21 protein-coding genes are annotated in these 18,978 nt (G+C 67.0%); 12 read left to right on the top strand and 9 right to left on the bottom strand.

Annotation, left to right across the window (positions count from 1 at the left end; all coding sequences use genetic code 11):
* Positions 1-10: 10 nt before the first annotated feature.
* Both A7Q26_RS17500 and A7Q26_RS17495 read right to left on the bottom strand, forming a co-directional pair.
* Positions 11-538, bottom strand: a complete 528-nt coding sequence (locus A7Q26_RS17500) for a hypothetical protein (protein ID WP_066862117.1) — start codon at positions 536-538, stop codon at positions 11-13.
* A gap of 13 nt (positions 539-551) precedes the next feature.
* Positions 552-1,271: a ParA family protein gene (locus tag A7Q26_RS17495; protein WP_066862896.1), complete on the bottom strand. Its 720-nt coding sequence runs from the start codon at positions 1,269-1,271 to the stop codon at positions 552-554.
* A 192-nt stretch (positions 1,272-1,463) separates the two neighbouring features.
* Here A7Q26_RS17495 and A7Q26_RS17490 point away from each other — a divergent pair, with 192 nt between their 5' ends.
* Positions 1,464-2,450: an SPOR domain-containing protein gene (locus tag A7Q26_RS17490; protein WP_066862115.1), complete on the top strand. Its 987-nt coding sequence runs from the start codon at positions 1,464-1,466 to the stop codon at positions 2,448-2,450.
* A gap of 17 nt (positions 2,451-2,467) precedes the next feature.
* Here the strand turns inward: A7Q26_RS17490 and gcvA are convergent, their stop codons facing one another.
* Positions 2,468-3,370: a transcriptional regulator GcvA gene (gene gcvA, locus A7Q26_RS17485; RefSeq protein WP_066862112.1), complete on the bottom strand. Its 903-nt coding sequence runs from the start codon at positions 3,368-3,370 to the stop codon at positions 2,468-2,470.
* An 88-nt stretch (positions 3,371-3,458) separates the two neighbouring features.
* On the opposite strand from gcvA, the gene A7Q26_RS17480 reads away from it, so the two are divergent.
* Genes A7Q26_RS17480 through purU form a run of 3 tightly spaced genes read left to right on the top strand, consistent with a single transcriptional unit; the run spans position 3,459 to position 6,802 of the window.
* Positions 3,459-4,487, top strand: a complete 1,029-nt coding sequence (locus tag A7Q26_RS17480) for a 2-oxoadipate dioxygenase/decarboxylase family protein (RefSeq protein ID WP_066862109.1) — start codon at positions 3,459-3,461, stop codon at positions 4,485-4,487.
* 2 nt (positions 4,488-4,489) lie between these two features.
* Positions 4,490-5,902 (top strand): succinylglutamate-semialdehyde dehydrogenase, encoded by a 1,413-nt coding sequence (gene astD / locus A7Q26_RS17475; protein ID WP_066862106.1) that lies wholly within the window; start codon positions 4,490-4,492, stop codon positions 5,900-5,902.
* Between the two features lie 33 nt (positions 5,903-5,935).
* Positions 5,936-6,802 (top strand): formyltetrahydrofolate deformylase, encoded by an 867-nt coding sequence (gene purU, locus A7Q26_RS17470; protein WP_066862103.1) that lies wholly within the window; start codon positions 5,936-5,938, stop codon positions 6,800-6,802.
* 11 nt (positions 6,803-6,813) lie between these two features.
* Here purU and A7Q26_RS25295 read toward each other — a convergent pair whose 3' ends face one another.
* The 6 genes from A7Q26_RS25295 to A7Q26_RS17445 form a co-directional block, all read right to left on the bottom strand.
* Positions 6,814-6,978: a hypothetical protein gene (locus A7Q26_RS25295; protein ID WP_157102592.1), complete on the bottom strand. Its 165-nt coding sequence runs from the start codon at positions 6,976-6,978 to the stop codon at positions 6,814-6,816.
* A 193-nt stretch (positions 6,979-7,171) separates the two neighbouring features.
* Positions 7,172-7,552, bottom strand: a complete 381-nt coding sequence (locus tag A7Q26_RS17465; protein ID WP_066862101.1) for a VOC family protein — start codon at positions 7,550-7,552, stop codon at positions 7,172-7,174.
* A 382-nt stretch (positions 7,553-7,934) separates the two neighbouring features.
* The gene (locus A7Q26_RS17460; RefSeq protein WP_066862893.1) at positions 7,935-8,150 is read right to left on the bottom strand and encodes a DUF2093 domain-containing protein; all 216 of its coding nucleotides are present in this window, start codon (positions 8,148-8,150) and stop codon (positions 7,935-7,937) included.
* 11 nt (positions 8,151-8,161) lie between these two features.
* Positions 8,162-9,565, bottom strand: coding sequence for an NAD(P)H-dependent flavin oxidoreductase (locus tag A7Q26_RS17455; RefSeq protein WP_066862890.1), 1,404 nt, complete (start codon positions 9,563-9,565; stop codon positions 8,162-8,164).
* A 91-nt stretch (positions 9,566-9,656) separates the two neighbouring features.
* Positions 9,657-10,802, bottom strand: coding sequence for a glycosyltransferase family 4 protein (locus A7Q26_RS17450; RefSeq protein ID WP_066862098.1), 1,146 nt, complete (start codon positions 10,800-10,802; stop codon positions 9,657-9,659).
* The gene (locus A7Q26_RS17445) at positions 10,795-11,673 is read right to left on the bottom strand and encodes an alpha/beta fold hydrolase (RefSeq protein ID WP_066862095.1); all 879 of its coding nucleotides are present in this window, start codon (positions 11,671-11,673) and stop codon (positions 10,795-10,797) included. Before A7Q26_RS17445 ends, A7Q26_RS17450 begins: the two co-directional genes overlap by 8 nt.
* Positions 11,674-11,710: 37 nt before the next feature.
* Between A7Q26_RS17445 and A7Q26_RS17440 the strand changes: the two genes are divergently transcribed.
* The 8 genes from A7Q26_RS17440 to A7Q26_RS17410 all read left to right on the top strand — a co-directional run bounded on the left by A7Q26_RS17440 (position 11,711) and on the right by A7Q26_RS17410 (position 18,880).
* Positions 11,711-13,108, top strand: coding sequence for a protein adenylyltransferase SelO family protein (locus A7Q26_RS17440; protein ID WP_066862092.1), 1,398 nt, complete (start codon positions 11,711-11,713; stop codon positions 13,106-13,108).
* A 142-nt stretch (positions 13,109-13,250) separates the two neighbouring features.
* The gene (gene astD, locus A7Q26_RS17435; RefSeq protein ID WP_066862887.1) at positions 13,251-14,684 is read left to right on the top strand and encodes a succinylglutamate-semialdehyde dehydrogenase; all 1,434 of its coding nucleotides are present in this window, start codon (positions 13,251-13,253) and stop codon (positions 14,682-14,684) included.
* An 85-nt stretch (positions 14,685-14,769) separates the two neighbouring features.
* Positions 14,770-15,585 carry a uroporphyrinogen-III C-methyltransferase gene (cobA, locus tag A7Q26_RS17430; RefSeq protein WP_066862089.1) on the top strand — a complete coding sequence of 272 codons (816 nt, stop codon included), beginning with the start codon at positions 14,770-14,772 and terminating at the stop codon, positions 15,583-15,585.
* A complete protein-coding gene (locus A7Q26_RS17425; protein WP_066862086.1) occupies positions 15,582-15,878 on the top strand; it encodes a DUF2849 domain-containing protein in 297 nt (98 codons plus the stop codon). Before cobA ends, A7Q26_RS17425 begins: the two co-directional genes overlap by 4 nt.
* A 2-nt stretch (positions 15,879-15,880) precedes the next feature.
* Entirely contained in the window at positions 15,881-17,512 is a 1,632-nt protein-coding gene (locus tag A7Q26_RS17420; protein ID WP_066862083.1) for a nitrite/sulfite reductase, read from the top strand.
* Positions 17,505-17,654 (top strand): hypothetical protein, encoded by a 150-nt coding sequence (locus tag A7Q26_RS25700; RefSeq protein WP_198162969.1) that lies wholly within the window; start codon positions 17,505-17,507, stop codon positions 17,652-17,654. Before A7Q26_RS17420 ends, A7Q26_RS25700 begins: the two co-directional genes overlap by 8 nt.
* Position 17,655: 1 nt before the next feature.
* Complete coding sequence (locus tag A7Q26_RS17415) at positions 17,656-18,096, top strand: DUF934 domain-containing protein (RefSeq protein ID WP_066862082.1); 441 nt, start codon at positions 17,656-17,658, stop codon at positions 18,094-18,096.
* A complete protein-coding gene (locus A7Q26_RS17410; RefSeq protein WP_066862079.1) occupies positions 18,089-18,880 on the top strand; it encodes a phosphoadenylyl-sulfate reductase in 792 nt (263 codons plus the stop codon). The genes A7Q26_RS17415 and A7Q26_RS17410 overlap by 8 nt, the downstream gene beginning before the upstream one ends.
* Positions 18,881-18,978 lie beyond the last annotated feature (98 nt).

Here is an 18,978-nt window from a genome sequence, read left to right as displayed (position 1 = left end):
CACCCTTTCTTCACGCGCCGCCGCGCATATGCGGCAGCTGCTGGGTCAGCCGGTCGACGTCCGGCAGGTTGCTGAGAAAATTGTCGAGCGCTTCGGTCACCATCTGCTGCGCCGACCGGCCCGTGACCGCGCTCGCCAGCCGCAGCCGGAGATGGCGATCCGCGTCCAGCCGCAGCGTGAAGGCGGCCTTGCGGCTGCGTGCCGGCGCGGCGGTTGTGACGGGCTGCGCCCGCTCCTGCGTCGCACCGATCCGTTCGGCCAGTTCCTCGCGCGCCGCCACCACGGCGGGGACGGGCGCACTGACGGCTACGCTGTTGCCCATCGGCGTCAAGCCGATCGCCACGGGCGGCTGTTCGACCGGCTCCGGCGTCGGCTCGACGTCGAAGCCCATGTCGTTCCAGCCCAGATCATCCTGTTGAATCGCGACCGCCGCGCCCCGGCCGAAGCCGAGCATGGGGCGGCGCATGGCCGGCTGGGCCGCGCCCTTGCGGGCGAGCAGGCCGGAGGTGAGCGATGCGAGCGGCTTGGGTTCGGCCATGACGATGCTCTCCTTACTGGCCGATCACGCGGCGGCCGAAGCCACCACCGGCGGGACGGGCGGCGACGGTGCCGACGCTGCCATGCGGCACGGAAAAGACCGTGCGACGGAAATTCTTTTCCAGCCGGTCGGACACATAGGTCCACAGCGCCTCCACCTCGGCGGCGGAGCGGCCCTTGGGATCGACCTCCATCACGGTGCGGCCGTCGATCATCGACGCGGCGAAATCGGTGCGATGGTGCAGCGTCACCGGCGCGACCGTGCCATGCTGCGACAGGGCGACGGCGGCCTCGGAAGTGATGCGCGCCTTGGGCGTGGCGGCGTTGACGACGAAGATCAGCGGCTTGCCGGCACGTTCGCACAGGTCGACCGTGGCGCCGACGGCGCGCAGGTCATGCGGGCTGGGCCTGGTCGGCACGACGATCAGTTCGGCGACCGAAATGACGCTCTGGATCGCCATGGTGATGGCGGGCGGCGTATCGATAACCGCCAGCTTGAAGCCTTGCTGGCGCAATATCTCCAGGTCGGCGGCCAGCCGCGCGACGGTGGTCTGGGCGAAGGCGGGATATTCCGCCTCGCGCTCGTTCCACCAGTCGGCCAGCGATCCCTGCGGATCGATGTCGATCAGCACCACCGGACCGGCGCCGGCGCGCTGCGCCTGCACGGCCAGATGCCCCGACAGGGTGGTCTTGCCCGACCCGCCCTTCTGCGATGCCAATGCCAATATCCGCACGCTCAACCCCCGTGGAAAATCCAGTTCCGCCGGGGATTGCCATGGCTGCGCCTAAAATTCGGTTAACCGGCCTGCATGCCATCGCATCGCAGGGACCGGGAAAGGACTGCCACCGGCCCGCGCTTGTGCTAATCGGACCTTAACCTTGTTCCGTCATGACGACCGCAACGGATTGCCGCAGGAGCGTGGAAGATGAAGCATATCTGGGGGATGATGGCCGCCGGCGCATGGCTGGCCCTGTCCGCACCGGTGCTGGCCGATGTGAAGACGGGCGTCGATGCCTGGCAGCAGGGCGACTATGCCAAGGCGATCCGCGAATGGCGGCCGCTGGCACAAGCCGGCGACCCCGATGCGCAATTCAACATGGGCCAGGCCTACAAGCTGGGCCGGGGCGTCCAGGCCGATCTTTCTACCGCAATCGACTGGTACCGAAAGGCGACCGCTCAGGGCCATTTGCGGGCCGAGGATAATCTGGGCCTGCTGATGTTCCAGCAAGGCGATCGCGCCGGCGCCATGTCCTACCTTCAGCGCGCGTCGATGCGGGGCGAGCCGCGCGCCCAATATATCGTCGGGACCGCCCTGTTCAACGGCGACCTGGTCGGCAAGGACTGGGTGCGCGCCTATGCGCTGATGAGCCGGGCGGCCGCTTCGGGCCTTGCCCAGGCGTCGACCAGCCTCACCCAGATGGACAAATATATTCCCGAGGATCAGCGCCGGCAGGGCCTGGCCATGGCGGCCAATATGGACCAGGGCAAGGGCGCGACCTTTGCCGCGGCCGACCAGGCGCCTGTTCGCGCCGCCCCCGCATCGGTGCCGACGGCGCAGCTGCCGGCCTCCACGCCGCCGGCGGCCAGGACCGCAGCACCAGCGCCGAAGCCCGCCACCCCCAGGCCGCAGGTCGCCGCCGCGACCCCGCCCAGGCCCGCCCTGCCCCGGCCGTCCGCATCGGGCGGCTGGCGGGTCCAGCTCGGCGCGTTCGGCGCGGAAGCCAATGCCCGCGCCCTGTGGAGCCGCCTGACCGGCAAGGTGAGCGGCCTGTCCGCCTATCAGCCCTTCCTGGTGAAGGCCGGCGCCGTCACCCGCCTCCAGGCCGGGCCGATCGCCAGCAGTGCCGACGCCAGCCGCCTCTGCATCCGCATCAAGGCCGCCGGCGCAGACTGTATGCCCAAGAAGAGCTGAAGGTCGAACGGTCGTGGTCACCTGACCACGCCCGCCTGCTCCACCATCCAGTCGCGAAACTGCGCCACTGCCGGACTGGTCAGCGCATCGGGCGGATAGACGAGATAATAGGCCTGCTCGGTCGACATGGGACGGGCGAAGGGGATGACCAATGTCCCGGCGTCCAGCTCCGGCCGAATGAGGAAGCTGGGGATCAGCGCCACCCCCGCGCCCGCCGCCGACGCCTGCGCCAGCATCAGGAAATGTTCGAAGGCCGGCCCCGGCGCCAGCCCCGACGTGTCGACGCCCGCCGCCGCCAGCCAGCGCGCCCAGGCGTCGCGTCGCGATGTCTGGCTAAGCAAGGGCACATGCAACAGGTCGGCCGGCGTGCGCAGCGGATGGGCCGCCAGCCAATCAGGCGCGCAGACCGGCACCGCTTCCTCACGAAACAGGAAGTCCATCGAGACACCCGGCCAGTCCGCGGCGACACCGAAATGGACAGCCGCATCAAATTCTTCATGGCCAAAGTCGAAGGGTTGCGAGCGGGCGGCGAAGTCGATCACCAGGTCGGGATGGCGCGCGGTCAGCAGAGGCAGGCGCGGCGCGAGCCAGCGCATCCCGAAACTGGGCAATGTCGCGACCCGGAGCGCGGTCTGCGACGGCCTGGCCGACGCCCTGGCCGTGGCGCGGCGGATGCTGTCGAGCGCGGGCAGCAATTCGTCCGCATAGGTCCGCCCTGCCTCGTTCAGGCGCACCCGCCGCCCGATCCGGTCGAACAGGGGTGTCTGGAGCATGTCCTCCAGCTGCGCGATCTGGCGGCTGACTGCGCTCTGGGTCAGGCCGATCTCCTCGCCTGCGCGGGAAAAGCCGCCATGGCGCACCGCCGCCTCGAAAGCGGTCAGCGTGTTCATCGGCGGCAGCCATTTGCGGGAAACGCTCATTCCAATCTCGCATCAATAGATGACAGGTCGCCATTTTGAATATGCTGACTATCCTGCGATAAGAGCGGTGTCATCCCGGAGCATGTAAATGTCGAATGAGAATATGGGCAGCATGGAGACACTGGTCGTCGCGACGCTGGGCGCCACCGCGGGCCGGCGGACCATGGCCATGCTGGCGATCGACCCCCTGCTGCTGGCCGAGCGCGGTGAGACGGTATCCCGCGCCGCCTTCGCCATGGCCCTGAACGTCGCGCTGTTCCACGACCTGCTGGGCCGGGTGCCGAGCGGCGCGGCCTATGTCGCCGACACGGTGGCACGCGGCGGCACGATCCTGTTCGACCATGGTGCGCTGCGCTCTATCCGCTTTGCCGAAGGCGCGACCGGCGCATTGCCCGGCGGCGAGGACGCCTTCACCCGCATCTTCCTGCCGCTGGGTTATGAGATGGCGGCCATCTATCCGCTCGACCGGCTGAAGATGACCGGCCGGGCCTATCGCCATATCGACTTGCCCGAGGCGATCCCCCAATTCTTCCTGTCCGAACTGCATGTCGACCGCTTCGACGCGGAGTTCGGCGCAGCGGCCCATCGCATATTCGACAGCAGCCGCGACCCGCTGGACGATTGCGCCAGGGCCGTCCTCGCCCGCTATGCCGCCCGCGAAGCTGTCCAGATCGGTGAAGCGATCGCCGCCCTGCCGGTGATCCTGTCCGCCTTCGACCGGCAGCATAAGCCGCCCGCCTTCGACGATTACCAGCTACTCCTCTCCCGATCCAACGAAGCGGCCTGGATCGCGACCGAAGGCAATGGCTTCAACCATGCGACCGACCGGGTGCCGGACGTCGCCACCCTTGCCGACCGGTTGAAGGCCGAAGACCGGCCGATGAAGGAGCGGCTGGAAATTTCCGCCAGCGGCCGGGTGCGCCAGACCGCCTTCCGCGCCGACAGCGTCGAACGCCTCTTCGCCGATGGCGAACTGCGCCGGGTGCCAGGCTCCTTCTACGAATTCATCAGCCGCGACGTCGATCCCGAAACGGGCCGGCTCGACCTCGCCTTCGACACCGGCAACGCAACCGGCATCTTCGCCATGACCAGTGCGCTGGCGGGCGCTTCACGGTGACGATGATGCTCCAGTCCTTCGATCCGGCGTCACGCGAACTGGTCTGGGAAGGGCCGGTCGCGAACGCGGAGGATTGCCGCCGCGCCATCGCCGCCGCCCGCGCCGCCCTGCCCGGCTGGCGCGCGCTGCCCGTGGACGACCGCATCACCGTCGCCCGGCGCTATGCCGCGATCCTGGGCGAGCGGCGCGCGGCGCTGTCCGAACTCATTTCCCGCGAGACGGGCAAGCTGCTCTGGGAAAGCGACGCCGAAGTCGGGTCGATGATCGCCAAGGTCGACGTGTCGACCAAGGCCCATGCCGAACGCACCGGCGAGCGGAGCGCCGACATGCCGTTCGGCCGCGCGGTTCTGCGCCATCGCGGCCATGGCGTGATGGCGGTGCTCGGTCCCTATAATTTTCCCGGCCACCTGCCCAATGGCCATATCGTCCCCGCCCTGATCGCGGGCAATGCGGTGGTGTTCAAGCCATCGGAGATCACCCCCGCCACCGGCGCGGCGATGGCCGACGCCTGGGCGGCGGCGGGCCTGCCCGACGGTCTGCTGACCGTCTTGCAGGGCGGCCGGGCGACGGGAGAAGCGCTGGTCGCGGGCGACATAGACGGGCTGCTCTTCACCGGATCGGCGGGCGCCGGGGCGGCGCTGCGCCGGGCGCTGGTGGACCGGCCGCACGTCATCATGGCGCTGGAACTGGGCGGCAATAATCCGCTGATCGCCTGGGACTCACCCGAAGCCGCCGCGTCGATCATCGTCAACTCCGCCTTCGTCACCACCGGCCAGCGCTGTTCCTGCGCCCGCCGCCTGATCGTGCCCGAAGGATCGGTCGGCGACGCGATCGTCGAGGCGACCGCCGCGCTCGCGGCGCAACTGCCGATCACCGCCTGGAACGAGCCGGGCGAGGCCTTCATGGGGCCGCTCGTGTCCGACCAGGCCGCCGCAGCGGCGCATCGGGCGGTCAGCGACCTGATCGCGCGCGGCGCGCGGGTGATCCGCCCGTTCGACGGGATCAAGGGCCATAGCGCCGCCTTCGTCACTCCCGCCCTGCTCGACATGACCGGCATCGAGGCGCCGGACGCGGAGATTTTCGCCCCGGTCCTGTCGGTCATCCGGGTGCCCGATTTCGACGCCGCGATCGCCACCGCCAATGCGACCAGCTTCGGCCTGTCCGCCGGCCTGATCTCGCAGGATGAGGCACTCTGGCGGCGGGTGGTCGAGGAAAGCCGCGCGGGCGTGGTCAATCGCAACCGGCCGACGACCGGGGCGGCGGGCAACATGCCCTTCGGCGGCCTCGGCGCATCGGGCAATCACCGCCCCAGCGCCTATTATGCCGCCGACTATTGCGCCTATCCGATCGCCAGCTTCGAGGCGGACGAAGTCGCAGCCGTGCCGGTTAACGGCTTGAACATCACACAGGCTTAGGGCAACGGCAGCGCATCATCCGCGGAGGGGCCGTTGCCAAATCCTGTCGTTCCATCCTGGGTTCTGACCCTGGTCTGCGCCGATCGCGTCGGCATCGTCGCCGCCGTCAGCCGCTTCCTGGCGGAGAGCGGCGGGTTCATCACCGACAGCCAGCAATATGCCGACCGGGAGGCCGACCTCTTCTTCATGCGCGTCGCGTTCGAGGCGACCGACGAGCGGATGCGCGATACCGACGGGCTGCGCGCGGACTTTGCCGGGATCGGCGAACAATTCGCGATGGACTGGGTGCTGACCGCCGCCAGCCACCGGCCCCGGATGCTGATCGCCGTATCGAAGGGATCGCATTGCCTGGCCGACCTGCTGCATCGCTGGCAGACGGGAATGCTGGCGGTCGACATCATGGGGGTGGTGTCGAACCATGCCGACATGCGCCGCATCACCGAATGGCATGGCATCCCCTATCATGAGCTGCCCGCCAATGGCGACAAGGCGGCACAGGAGGCCGCGCTGCTCGACATTTTCGACCGCAGCCGGTCCGACTATCTGATCCTCGCGCGCTACATGCAAGTGCTGTCGGAGGAACTGGTCGAGCGACTGGCGGGACGCTGCGTCAATATCCACCACAGCTTCCTGCCCGGCTTCAAGGGCGCCCGTCCCTATCACCGCGCGCATGAGCGCGGGGTCAAGCTGATCGGCGCGACCGCGCATTTCGTCACCGCCGACCTGGACGAGGGGCCGATCATCGAGCAGGCGGTCGAGCGGATCGACCATCGCGCCACCGCCGACGACATGGTCCGCATCGGCCGCGACATCGAGGCGCAGGTGCTGGCGCGCGCCGTCGGCTGGATCGCCGACCGGCGCGTGCTGCTGAACGGCGGCAAGACGGTGGTGTTCCGGTAGGTTCCCGTCCGTTAAAGCCCCAGCCGCTCCCAGAAATCGTCCGCCTTGATCGTAGCGCTGGGCACCGGCTTGCGCTCGGCGCTCGCCCAGGACGAATGGGGCAGAAAGACATGGGCGGCCGCCGAGCGGGCGGGGCTGCGCTGTTGCCGGCGCGAACTTATGGTCTTGCGTGTCATCGTCTTCTCCTGATCAAGGGAACACGACACCTGGCGAAGTCGCCTGGGGACCGTGCGCTTTAGCCGTTGGTGACGCGGAGCAAGCTGACATCCTTCAAAAGCCGCGAAGCGCCGGGCGCTCACCGCTCTATCTAGTAGTTCGGTAGAGAAAGTCCAAATAGCTTTGCTTGGCCAGGTGCCAGCCTGGCTTGGGTCAGGACAGCCGGTGCAGCGCGCACAGCTTGTTGCCTGCCGGATCGCGCAGATAGGCAAGGTAGAGCTTGCCGAAGCCGCCTTCCCGCACGCCGGGCGGATCTTCGCAGGCGGTTCCACCGGCGGCAAGGCCCGCGGCGTGCCAGGCATCGGCCTGTGCGGGCGAGTCCATGGCAAAGCCGATCGTCCCGCCATTGGCATGGCAGGCCGGCTGGCCGTCGATCGGCCTGCTGACCATGAACAGCGCGCCCTTGTGCAAGTAGATCAGGCGCCCCTTGTCATCGACCATAGCGGCTTTGCCGCCCAGCGTCGCAAACAGCGAATCGTAGAAGGCCCGCGACGCGTCGATGTCATCGGTCCCGACCATGACATGGCTGAACATGCCTCTCTCCCCAAGTTTCTCAAAGTAAGCGCGGCCGCAGGACAGGCGGCAGCGAGGCGCGACGCTGAAGGCAGGAGACGATCGACGGTTCATCATGAACCGTCAGGAGAAGGATCAGGATATGACGCTATAGAGGAACCAGCCGACGATCAGCAGGCTCGACACGATGCAGATACGATCACCAAAAATGTCGATACGAGACATTAGTAAACATCCTTCCACCCTTGGGCGATCTTTCGTCGCCTCTGTGGAAAGACTACATCAGTTTTACGGCAAGCGGAACAGCAAAATTGCGGCGGATCGCCCCGTTGGGACGGCGAACCGCTCATCCGTGCCTCTTGAAATGGTCAGGGCCTAACGCACCGCCCCAACGCTCGCCCTTTCAGCCCCAGGCCGCCCCGCGATGGCGCAGAAAGGCGCGAGTCGCCTCCTGCGCGCCGACATAGGCTTCCTGGAACTCGGCGCTCCAATATTTGAGGTCGTCGAGGTCGATTCGCGCGCCCGAGACGGCGCAGACCACGAACTGCCCCGGCCGCACGATATCGAAATGCGGTGTCTCATAATGAAGCACCGCCAGCCCCTGAATATCCGCATTCATCCCGGACGCCATCAGTCGCCGGTCAGGATGCGGTCGACCAGCTGCTTCACGGTCGGCACAAACCCGTTCGAGTAGAAGGGGTCCTGCTTGAAGCGATAGGCGGCATGGCCGGCGAACAACAGATTCTTGTCGAGGTCGCCGCCATGGACCGATTCCTGGAGCGACTTCTGGATGCAGAAGCTGCGCGGATCGGCGAGGCGGCCGGTCGAGTTGGTCTCACTGTCCATCCAGCTGGAGAAGGCGCATTGGCTGAGGCAGCCCATGCAGTCGGTCTGGTCCTTGCGGATTTCCGCCTTCTCTTCCTCTGTGACGAAGACGAGCGTATTGTCCGGCGTCTTGAGCGCGGAGGTGAAGCCCGCGCCGAACCATTCGCGGGCACGCTGAAGGTCACCGAGCGTCACCCAGAAATTCTTGCCCTTCACGCCGACGTCGAGCTGGTGGGTATGATCGCCCGCCTGTTCGGTGCTGAAGGGAATCTGCCGGTCCGAACGCGCTTCGAGCGAGCGCAGGAAAGGATTGCGGATCGCCGAGCTGTAGAAGCCGGTCGGCGAGAAACGGTGCAGCAGCACGTCGCCCGGTTCCAGCTGCATCAGCCGGTCTTTCCAGAGCTGCGGGATCGGGCTTTCCTGCGTCAGCAGCGGGCGGGTACCGAACTGGAACATGATCGCGCCCAGTTCGGGATTGTCGATCCAGTCGTTCCAGTCCTTGAGCGCCCAGACGCCACCGGCCATCACGATCGGCACATCGTCCGAAATGCCGCCTTCGCGCATGGTTGCGCGCAGGTCACGGACGCGGGGATAGGGGTCCTGCGGCGCGCGCGGGTCTTCCGCGTTGGAGAGGCCGTTATGGCCGCCCGCGAGCCAGGGGTCTTCATAGACGACCGCCGCCAGCCATTCCGATGCCTTGGAATAGGCGCGTTTCCACAGCGCGCGGAAGGCGCGGCCGGAGGAGACGATGGGGAGATAGCTGACATTGTAGGAGGCGGCGATCTCGCTGAGCTTGTAGGGCATACCCGCGCCGCAGGTGACGCCCGCGACCATGCCCTTCGTCTTTTCGAGCACGCCGTGCAGCACGCGCTGGGCGCCGCCCATTTCCCACAGCACGTTGATGTTGATCGCGCCCTTGCCGCCGGCGATCTCGAAGGCGCGCTTCACCTGCTCGACGGCACCGTCGATGGCATAGGCGATCAGTTCCTCATGCCGGTCACGACGGGTGCGACCATGATAGATCTGGGGGATGACGTTGCCGAAGCTGTCATAGCTGTCGGCGTTGACCGCAGACACCGTGCCGATGCCGCCGGCAGCCGCCCAGGCGCCCGAACTGGCATGGTTGGACACGGCAACGCCCTTGCCGCCTTCGACCAGCGGCCAGACTTCGCGGCCACCATAGACGATGGGCTTCAACCCCTTGAACAACGACATCTCCTGCGCAACGGCCCGGCCCCCTCGACCGGGTAAAAAGCGACCCTATAGCAGCTTTGGCTGTCTATGACGAATTTCGCGCGCCCTAGCGCAAAATCATGGGGCTGGCCAGTGCCTCCCCGTACAGGCGTGCATAGGCGTTTACCATCTGCTCCTCGACATAGTCGCGCTCCGCGCGCTGCCGGTTGGCGGCGCCCAGGCGCGCGCGCAGGTCCGGGTCGGCCGCCAGCGCGCCCAGCGCATCGGCCAGCCCCGCCTCGTCCGGCACGACCAGGGGGCGGTTTTCGGGCGCGACCATATTGGCGACGTCGCCCACATCCATGGACGCGACCGGCACGCCGGCCGCCATCGCTTCCACCAGAGAGATCGGAAACTGCTCGCTGTCGGAGGACAGGGCGAAGATGTCGAACAGGCCGACGAAGCGCCAGGGGCGGTCCATGAAGCCGGCGAGGTGGAGGTCGTCCAGACCATGGGCGGCGGCTTCGGCCAGGATGGCGTCGCGCTCCGGCCCCTCGCCCACCACCACAAGTTGCAGCCGGTCCCGATGCGCGGCGACCGCGCGGACGAGGCGCGGGATATTCTTGACCGGGCGCAGTCCGGCAAGCGTCCCGACCAGCAGCTTGCCGGGGGAGCGGACAAGGCCGGGAATGGCGTCCGGCGCGGGCGGCGCGGCGTAGCGGGCGACGTCGATGCCGTTGCGGATCAGATGGACCCTGCCCTCCGGTTGCTTCCACACCTGCCGGGCGATCCCCTCCAGCCGGGCCGAGGGCACGACCAGCGCATGGGCGTGGCGCAGCGCCAGACGGCGATAGAGATTGCGCCGGGGGTTGAGGCCCGCCGCCTCGTCGGCGTTGAAGCCATCTTCATGATGGACCAGCGGCGGCATCATGGACAGCGAACTGGACAATTGATGGGCCATGACCGCATCCATCGCACCCCAATTGTAAGTCAGTATTAAATCAAATCTTTTCAGATATTTAGCTATATTCCGGAAGCGCACATAGCCGGGACGGCCGGCCATGGCCGGCGCATCGGGAAAGTCGACCGGAACATGCGCGCCGATCGCCGCGCGCGCGCCCATCGCATCCGGCGCGGCGCTGACGATGCTGTGCCGCGCCCGATCGCCCCAGATGTTCATCAGCCGGATGGCGCGGGCTTCCTTCCCCCCCAGGGTGAAGCTGCCATGGACGTGGAGGATATGGGGCCGGGGCTGGCCGGAACCATCAGCCATGGAGGACGCGGCTCAGCAGCCGGTCGATGGCGGCGACGCTTTCCGGCTCGTCGAGCGCGGGGGCGTGGCCGACATGGGGGATGGTCGCCAGTTCGGCGCTGTCGCCCATGTCCCGCACCATGCGTTCCGCGGTGGCGGCGCCGAGCAGGTCGGACCGTTCGCCGCGCAGCAGCAGCGTCGGGATGCCGGCGAAGGCCTGCATCACCGGCCACATGTCGACGCCCGCCTCGCTGCCCATGGCGCGGATGGGTTCGGCGATCTTCATGTCATAATCGAGCACCACGCGGCCGCCGCTGTTGAGGCGATAGAGGCGCTTGGCCATGGCGATCCATTGTTCCAGATCATAGCCGGGATAGACATCCGCATTGGCCTCCGCCAGCGCGCGGGCGGCATGGACCCAGGTCGGGTGCGATTGGCCGACGCCGACATAGGAGCGGATGCGCGCCAGCCCCGCATCGTCCAGCGTCGGGCCGACATCGTTGAGCAGCGCGCCCGCCAGCCATTCGCGCTGGGTAGCGGCGATCAGCATGGTGATGATGCCGCCCAGCGAGGTGCCGATCGCAACGAAACGGGTGATGGCAAGGTCGGCGAGCAGACGGCTGATGTCCTGCAAATAGGTGAGCGGGACATAGGTCATCGCGTCCTTGGCATAGGCGCTTTCGGCGCGACCGCGCATGTCCGGGCAGATCAGGCGCCATTCGCCCGCCAGCCGGCCGGCCAGCGGCTCGAAATCGCGGGCGTTGCGGGTCAGGCCGGGCAGGCAGAGCAAGGGCGGGCGCCCGTCATCGCCGCCCCCCTCGGCTGGATAGTCCCGATAATGAAGCCGCAGCCCGTCGGGTGACCACCAATATCCGTCCTTGTAGCCGGTCAAGCTTGATCCTTCCGCCCTCACTCCCCCATATCGCCATATGAACCAGACGCCGCAAGCCGCCAAATATCGTCCCGCCACCGAAATCGACGCGCTGATGCCGGACATTGCCGATCCGGTCGCCGCGGCGGACTTCCCGCAGACGATCCTGCGCTACCGCAACGACCGGGCGGCGGCGGCGGTGGGGCTGGACGGGCTGAGCGACGCGCAATGGATCTCGCATTTCGGGCGCTTCGCGCCGCTGGAGGGCAGCCTGCCCCGGCCGCTGGCGTTGCGATACCATGGCCACCAGTTCCGCCATTATAATCCCGACATCGGCGACGGGCGCGGATTTCTGTTCGCGCAAGTGCGGGACGACAGGGACCGGCTGCTGGACCTGGGCACCAAGGGATCGGGCCAGACGCCCTATAGCCGCTTCGGCGACGGACGGCTGACGCTGAAAGGCGGCGTGCGCGAGATATTGGCGACAGAAATGCTGGAGGCGCTGGGCGTCCACACGTCCAAGACCTTTTCGATCATCGAGACGGGCGAGGCGCTGGAGCGCAATGACGAGCCTTCGCCGACGCGCGGCGCCGCGATGGTGCGCCTGTCCCATTCGCATATCCGCATCGGCAGCTTCCAGCGGGCAGCTTTCCACGAAGACAAGGCGCTGTTGGAGAAGCTGACCGACTATGCGCTGACGCGGCTCTATGGCGAGACGCCGGGGAACAATCCGGCCGCGCAACTGCTGGGCCGGGTGGTCGAGCGGACCGCCGACCTGGCGGCGAGCTACATGATCGCGGGCTTCGTGCATGGCGTGCTGAACAGCGACAATATCAATGTGACGGGCGAGAGTTTCGACTATGGGCCTTGGCGCTTCACGCCGCTGTGGGACGCTGGCTTCACCGCCGCCTATTTCGACCATCAAGGGCTTTATGCCTTCGGGCGGCAGGCCGAGGCGATCCATTGGGACGTCGCGCAACTGGCGGTGTCGCTGCGCCCGCTGGTGGACGCGGAGCCGCTGATCGCGCAACTGGAGCGTTTCCCGACGCTCTATGGGGAGGCGATGCAACGCCGTTTCTGCTGGCGGCTGGGCGTCGAGCCGGGGGCCGAGCCGGGTCCGATGATCGAGGCGGCGGTGCGCGGCATGGTGACGACCGGCACCGGGATCGACGTTTTCTTCCATGACTGGCGCGGCGGCACGGCGCGCGACGGCGCGTCCTATGGCGACGCGGCATGGGCACCCTTCCGCGTGGCGATCGCGGATTTCAGCGCGTTGCCCGGAGCGAAGGACCATGACTATTGGGCCGACGAGGTTCCCTGCTCCATGCATATCGACGAGGTCGAGGCGATCTGGAGCGCGATCGACAAGGAGGACGACTGGGGTCCGCTGCACGCCAAGGTCGCCGCGATCCGGCGCATGGGCGAAGCGCATGGGGATGCGCCGGCGGTGGTGTGACGCGGGCGCAGGCTTCACCCCGTTGAAGATAGTCCGTCATAGCCAGCGCAGCGGCGTATCAGGATAGAGCCATCGGCCTCCAGGACGCGCCCATCATCCCCCTCTTCTTTCGTTAACCAATTTCCGGCATATCATGGCGCAAATGTCCGCGTCGCTTACATCCCATGAACCCGCAACCGGCGCCCTGCTGTGGCAGGGCGAGCCAGGCGATGTCGATGCCGAGGTGGCGCGCGCCCGCGCCGCCTGGCCGCGCTGGGCGGCGCAGCCCATCGCCTATCGGATCGAGACGCTGCGACGCTTCGTCAATGTCGTTCGCCGCAACGAGGAGGCGCTGGCCGACCTGATCGCGCGCGAGACGGGCAAGCCGCTGTGGGACGCGCGCTCCGAGGTCGCCGCCGTCATGGGCAAGGTGGACATCAGCGTCGCCGCCTATTCGGAACGCACCGGGCAAAGGCGGCTGGAGGCGGCGCTGGGCGCGCGCCAGTCCGTGCGGCACAAGCCCCATGGCGTGATGGCGGTGCTTGGCCCCTATAATTTCCCGGCGCACCTGCCCAACGGCCATATCATCCCAGCGCTGCTGGCGGGCAATGCGGTGGTTTTCAAGCCGTCGGAAAAGACGCCGGCCGTGGGCGAGATGCTGGTGAAGCTCTATCATGAGGCGGGGGTGCCGATCGATGCGGTGCGGCTGCTGGTCGGCGGGTCGGACGCGGGCAAGGCGTTGGCCGCCCATGCCGATGTCGGCGGGATATTGTTCACCGGATCGGCCCAGACGGGCATCGCGATCAACCGGCAGTTCGCGGCGCAACCGTCCAAGATCCTGGCGCTGGAGATGGGCGGCAACAATCCGATTGTCGTGTGGGACACGCCGGAAATCCATGCCGCCGCGACCATCGTCATCCAGTCCGCCTTCCTGAGCAGCGGCCAGCGCTGCACCGCCGCCAGCCGGCTGATCGTCCGGGACAGCCTGGCCGACGCGCTGATCGCGGAGGTCAAGAAGCTGGCGGACCGGCTGATCGTCGACCATCCCCATGCCGACCCCACGCCCTATATGGGTCCGGTGATCGACAATCAGGCCGCCGACGGGCTGACCGAAAGCTTCCTCTGGCTGATGAGCAACGGCGGCCGCCCGATCAAGCATATGGTCCGGCCGCAAAAGGGCCTGCCCTTCCTGACGCCGGCGATCATCGACGTGACCGGCATGAAGGAGCGGCCCGACGTCGAACTGTTCGGACCCTTGTTGCAGGTGATCCGCGTGGCCGAGTTCGGCGATGCGATCGCGGAGGCGAACAACAGCCGCTATGGCCTGGCCGCGTCGCTGATCGGCGGGTCGCCCGAACAATATAGCCAGTTCTGGTCGAACATCCGCGCGGGCGTGGTCAACTGGAACCGGCCGACCAACGGCGCTGCGTCCAACGCGCCGTTCGGCGGGGTCGGCGTGTCGGGCAATCACCGGCCAAGCGCCTATTATGCCGCCGATTATTGCGCCTATCCGGTGGTGTCGGCCGAGATCGAGACGCCGCGCGCTTCCATCGGCGTGGGGCTGAAGGACATCGATGTCAGCGCCATGGGCGACTGACCGCCCGGCCCGCAAAAACTTTTCCTAATCCCCGCCATACCCATTCTGAATTGAACTCGCGCGGCGCTTTCGCCATGTGGCGACCATGGCTGACAATGCACCTGCTACCGTTCACCTGGTGGGCGCGGGACCGGGCGATCCGGAACTGCTGACCATCAAGGCCGTGCGCCTGATCCGCGACGCGCGGGTCATCGTGCATGACGGGCTGGTTTCCGACGAGATATTGGCGCTGGCCGGGCCGCAGGCGGAACTGATTTCCGTCGCCAAGCAGCGCAGCCGCCATTCGATGCCGCAGGACGCGATCAACGCGCTGCTGGTCCGCTGCGCGCTGGCGGGCGAGCCGGTGGTGCGGCTGAAGGGCGGCGATCCCTTCATCTTCGGCCGCGGCGGCGAGGAAGTGGACGCCTGCCGCGCGGCGGGCGTGCCGGTGGAGGTGGTGCCGGGCATCAGCGCGGCGATCGGCAGCGCGGCGGCCGCGCAGCTCCCCCTCACCCATCGCGAGGCGTCGAGCGCGGTCACTTTCGTCGCGGGCCAGTGCAAGGGATTGTCCGACCAGGACTGGTCGGGACTGGCGGGGAAGGGCCGCACGCTCGTCATCTATATGGGCGTCGCGACGGCGGCCGACATTGCCGACAAGCTGATCGCAGACGGCGTGTCACCGGCGATCCCGGTGGCGGTGCTGGAAAATGGCACGCGCGCCGACATGCGCAGCTTGCGCACCCTGCTCGCCGACCTGGGCGACATGGTGGCGCGGGAAAAGGTCGTCAGCCCGGCGCTGATCGTGGTCGGCGACGTGGCGGCCCATGCGCTGGCGCGCGACGTGCTGGTCGCGTGTCGCGATGCAGCCGGGACTATGGAAGGCGCGGCAACGACCGCGCCGGATGGGAAAAGGGTAGAATGAAGATATTGACGGGCAATGACCTGGTGAGCGGCGACGTCATCTGGTGGGCGGGCGACGGCTGGTCGCGCCAGGTGGGCGACAGCGTCGATGTGGGCGAACATGGCGACGACCTGGCCCGCACCGAGGAAGCCGCGCTGCGCGTGGTGGGCGCCTATGTGATCGACGCGACCGTCACGCAGGACGGCGTGCGCCCGGCCCATATCAAGGATCGCATCCGCGCGCTGGGGCCGACCGTGCGTCCCGACCTGACCCTGAAACCGAATGACGCCGATGCCGGCAACTGGGTGATCTGACCATGTATCGCTACGACAGCTACGACCAGTCCATCGTCGACGCCCGCGTCGAGGAGTTTCGCGACCAGGTGCAGCGCCGCCTGACCGGCGCGCTGACCGAGGACCAGTTCAAGCCGCTGCGGCTGATGAACGGCCTCTATCTGCAACTCCACGCCTATATGCTGCGCGTCGCCATCCCCTATGGCACGCTGAGCGGCAAGCAGATGCGCAAGCTGGGCGAGATCGCGGCGAAATATGACCGGGGCTATGGCCACTTCACCACGCGCCAGAACCTGCAATATAACTGGATCAAGCTGGCCGACGCGCCCGACATCCTCGCCGAGCTGGCGACGGTGGAGATGCACGCCATCCAGACCAGCGGCAATTGCATCCGCAACATCAGTTCCGACCAATATGCGGGCGTGAGCGCCGACGAGGTGGCGGACCCCCGCCCCTGGGCCGAACTGCTGCGCCAATGGTCGAGCTTCCACCCTGAATTCACCTATCTGCCGCGCAAGTTCAAGATCGCGGTGGTCGCCAGCGACGAGGACCGCGCGGCGATGCGGCTGCACGATATCGGCCTGAAGCTGGTCGAGCGTGACGGCGTCATCGGTGCCGAAGTCTATGCCGGCGGCGGCATGGGCCGCACCCCGATGGTCGCCCCGCTGATCCGCGACTTCGTGCCGGAAGAGGAGATCATCTCCTATCTGGAAGCCTGCCTGCGCGTCTACAACCGCTATGGCCGCCGCGACAACAAGTATAAGGCGCGGATCAAGATCCTGGTCCATGAGATCGGCGTCGAGGAATATAAGCGGCAGGTCGAGGAAGAGTTCGCCCATATGCGGACGCTGGGCCTCAACCCGCCGAGCGAGGAACTGGACCGCATCCGCGCCTTCTTCGCCGCACCCGCCTATGAAACGGGCCTGAGCGGAGAGATCGACCGCAGCGATCCGGCCTTCGCCTTGTGGGTCGACCGGCAGGTCGCGGCGCACAAGGCGCCCGGCTATGCGATCGTCAATATCAGCCTGAAGCCGCTGACCGGAATCCCCGGCGATGCGTCGGCCGAGCAGATCGCGCTCGTGGCGGACCTGGCAGAACGCTATAGTTTCGACGAACTGCGTGTGACTCATGCGCAGAATCTCGTCCTGCCGCATGTTCGGAAGGCAGACCTCCACGCCATCTGGCAGAAGCTGGACGAAGCGGGGCTGGCCGAGGCGAACCTGGACCTCATCACCGACATCATCGCCTGCCCCGGCCTCGATTATTGCGCGCTCGCCAACGCCCGCTCGATCCCGCTGGCACAGAAGATCGCGCAGCGCTTCGCCGATGCCGAGCGTCAGGCGGAACTGGGCGAGTTGAAGCTCAAGATTTCAGGCTGCATCAACGCCTGCGGCCACCATCATGCCGGCCATATCGGCATATTGGGCGTCGACCGGAAGGGCGTAGAGAATTTCCAGCTGCTGCTCGGCGGGTCGGGCGCGGAGGATGCTTCGCTCGGCCAGATCACCGGCCCCGGCTTCTCCGAGGACGGCGTGGTCGACGCGATCGAGAAAGTCACGGACATCTACCTGGCCCAGCGCGAAAGCGGCGAACGCTTCCTCGACACCTATCGCCGCATCGGCATGAAGCCGTTCAAGGAGGCGATCTATGGTTGAGTTGTCGTCTCGAAAAAAAATCTTTGTCGTTTCCGCGAAGGCGGAAACCCATCTCCTGAGCGATCCCCAGCCGCAAGGTGAGGAGGTGGTTTCCCGCCGCCGCGGGGATGACGGGATGGGTCAAATGGACGGAGGCTTTTAGGATGGTTGAATTTCTGTCGTTCCGCGAGGGCGAAGCGGGCCAGGAACCGGCGGTCACGGTCGAATCCTTCACCGGCCAGTCCAACGCCACCGCCGTCCGCATCGAACCGGGCGAGGATGCCCGCGAACTGCTGCCCTATCTCGACCGGCTGTCGCTGGTCGAGGTGAACTTCCCGGCCTATGGCGACGGGCGCGGCTATTCGGCCGCGCGCATCCTGCGGGAAGCGGGCTATCAGGGCGAATTGCGCGCCGTGGGCGACGTGTTGGTGGACCAGATCAACGCGATGCGCCGCTGCGGCTTCGACAGTTTCCACCCCGTCAAGGCGCTGGATGACGCCGCCGTGGAGCGCGCGCTCAACCGCTATGCCGACGTCTACCAGAAGGCGATCGACGGCCGCAGCCCGGTGTGGGCGAAGCGGCACCCGGAGAAAATAGATGGCTGAACCTGCCCGCCAGATTGATGTGATCGATGCGCGCCCCGCCTTTACCCAGGGGCAAGCCGACGCGCTGAACGCGCGGTTCGAGGGCGTCGATACGCTGACCATGCTCAAGACCGTGTTCGCAGAAGGCCTCGCCGGCAATGTCGCCGTCGTCTCCTCCTTCGGCACGGAGAGCGCGGTGCTGCTCGATCTGGTGGCGAAGGCGGACCCGACCGTGCCGGTGATCTTCGTCGACACGCTCAAGATGTTCGCCGAGACGCTGAACTATCGCGATACGCTGATCGCGCGGATGGGCTTCACCGACAGTCGCACGGTGACGCCGCTGGCGGACGTGATCGCGAAGAAGGACGAGACCGGGCTGCGCTGGTCCTACGATCCGGACGGGTGCTGCGAAATCCGCAAGGTCGAGCCGATGAAGCGCGCCAAGGATGGCCTCGACGCCTGGATTTCGGGCCGCAAGGCGTTCCAGTCGGTGACGCGCCAGAACCTGCCCCGGTTCGAGGTGGAGGATGGCCTGCTGAAGCTCAACCCGCTGGGCGACTGGACCAAGACCGACCTGGAAGCCTATTTCGCCGAGCATGACCTGCCGCGTCACCCGCTGGAAAGCCAGGGCTATCTGTCGATCGGCTGCGAACCCTGCACGTCCAAGGTGCTGCCGGGCGAAGACCCGCGCGCGGGCCGCTGGCGCGGCTGGGACAAGGTGGAATGCGGCATCCACTCGCCGGTTTCGCCGATCCCGGTGCCCGTCGCCGACCCGGACGATCCGGCGAACATGCCGGTCTTCTGAGGGGACGGGATTTACGCTACCCGGCTTGGGGAAAGGTCGCCTTTGGCGGCCTTTTTCCTGGCCGCCCTTACCTGCTTCACATGCCCCAAAGCCCCGGC

This window comes from Sphingobium sp. TCM1, assembly GCF_001650725.1.
GTDB lineage: Bacteria > Pseudomonadota > Alphaproteobacteria > Sphingomonadales > Sphingomonadaceae > Sphingobium.
This window is presented reverse-complemented; position numbering and strand designations above follow the sequence as displayed.

Excerpts from the sequence above, each read along its gene's own strand:
- A7Q26_RS17500 (WP_066862117.1), bottom strand. The coding sequence starts at position 538 with ATGGCCGAACCCAAGCCGCTCGCATCGCTCACCTCCGGCCTGCTCGCC.
- A7Q26_RS17490 (WP_066862115.1), top strand. The coding sequence starts at position 1,464 with ATGAAGCATATCTGGGGGATGATGGCCGCCGGCGCATGGCTGGCCCTG.
- gcvA (WP_066862112.1), bottom strand. The coding sequence starts at position 3,370 with ATGAGCGTTTCCCGCAAATGGCTGCCGCCGATGAACACGCTGACCGCT.
- A7Q26_RS17480 (WP_066862109.1), top strand. The coding sequence starts at position 3,459 with ATGTCGAATGAGAATATGGGCAGCATGGAGACACTGGTCGTCGCGACG.
- astD (WP_066862106.1), top strand. The coding sequence starts at position 4,490 with ATGATGCTCCAGTCCTTCGATCCGGCGTCACGCGAACTGGTCTGGGAA.
- A7Q26_RS25295 (WP_157102592.1), bottom strand. The coding sequence starts at position 6,978 with ATGACACGCAAGACCATAAGTTCGCGCCGGCAACAGCGCAGCCCCGCC.
- A7Q26_RS17465 (WP_066862101.1), bottom strand. The coding sequence starts at position 7,552 with ATGTTCAGCCATGTCATGGTCGGGACCGATGACATCGACGCGTCGCGG.
- A7Q26_RS17460 (WP_066862893.1), bottom strand. The coding sequence starts at position 8,150 with ATGAATGCGGATATTCAGGGGCTGGCGGTGCTTCATTATGAGACACCG.
- A7Q26_RS17450 (WP_066862098.1), bottom strand. The coding sequence starts at position 10,802 with ATGGCTGATGGTTCCGGCCAGCCCCGGCCCCATATCCTCCACGTCCAT.
- A7Q26_RS17440 (WP_066862092.1), top strand. The coding sequence starts at position 11,711 with ATGAACCAGACGCCGCAAGCCGCCAAATATCGTCCCGCCACCGAAATC.
- astD (WP_066862887.1), top strand. The coding sequence starts at position 13,251 with ATGTCCGCGTCGCTTACATCCCATGAACCCGCAACCGGCGCCCTGCTG.
- cobA (WP_066862089.1), top strand. The coding sequence starts at position 14,770 with ATGGCTGACAATGCACCTGCTACCGTTCACCTGGTGGGCGCGGGACCG.
- A7Q26_RS17425 (WP_066862086.1), top strand. The coding sequence starts at position 15,582 with ATGAAGATATTGACGGGCAATGACCTGGTGAGCGGCGACGTCATCTGG.
- A7Q26_RS17420 (WP_066862083.1), top strand. The coding sequence starts at position 15,881 with ATGTATCGCTACGACAGCTACGACCAGTCCATCGTCGACGCCCGCGTC.
- A7Q26_RS25700 (WP_198162969.1), top strand. The coding sequence starts at position 17,505 with ATGGTTGAGTTGTCGTCTCGAAAAAAAATCTTTGTCGTTTCCGCGAAG.
- A7Q26_RS17415 (WP_066862082.1), top strand. The coding sequence starts at position 17,656 with ATGGTTGAATTTCTGTCGTTCCGCGAGGGCGAAGCGGGCCAGGAACCG.
- A7Q26_RS17410 (WP_066862079.1), top strand. The coding sequence starts at position 18,089 with ATGGCTGAACCTGCCCGCCAGATTGATGTGATCGATGCGCGCCCCGCC.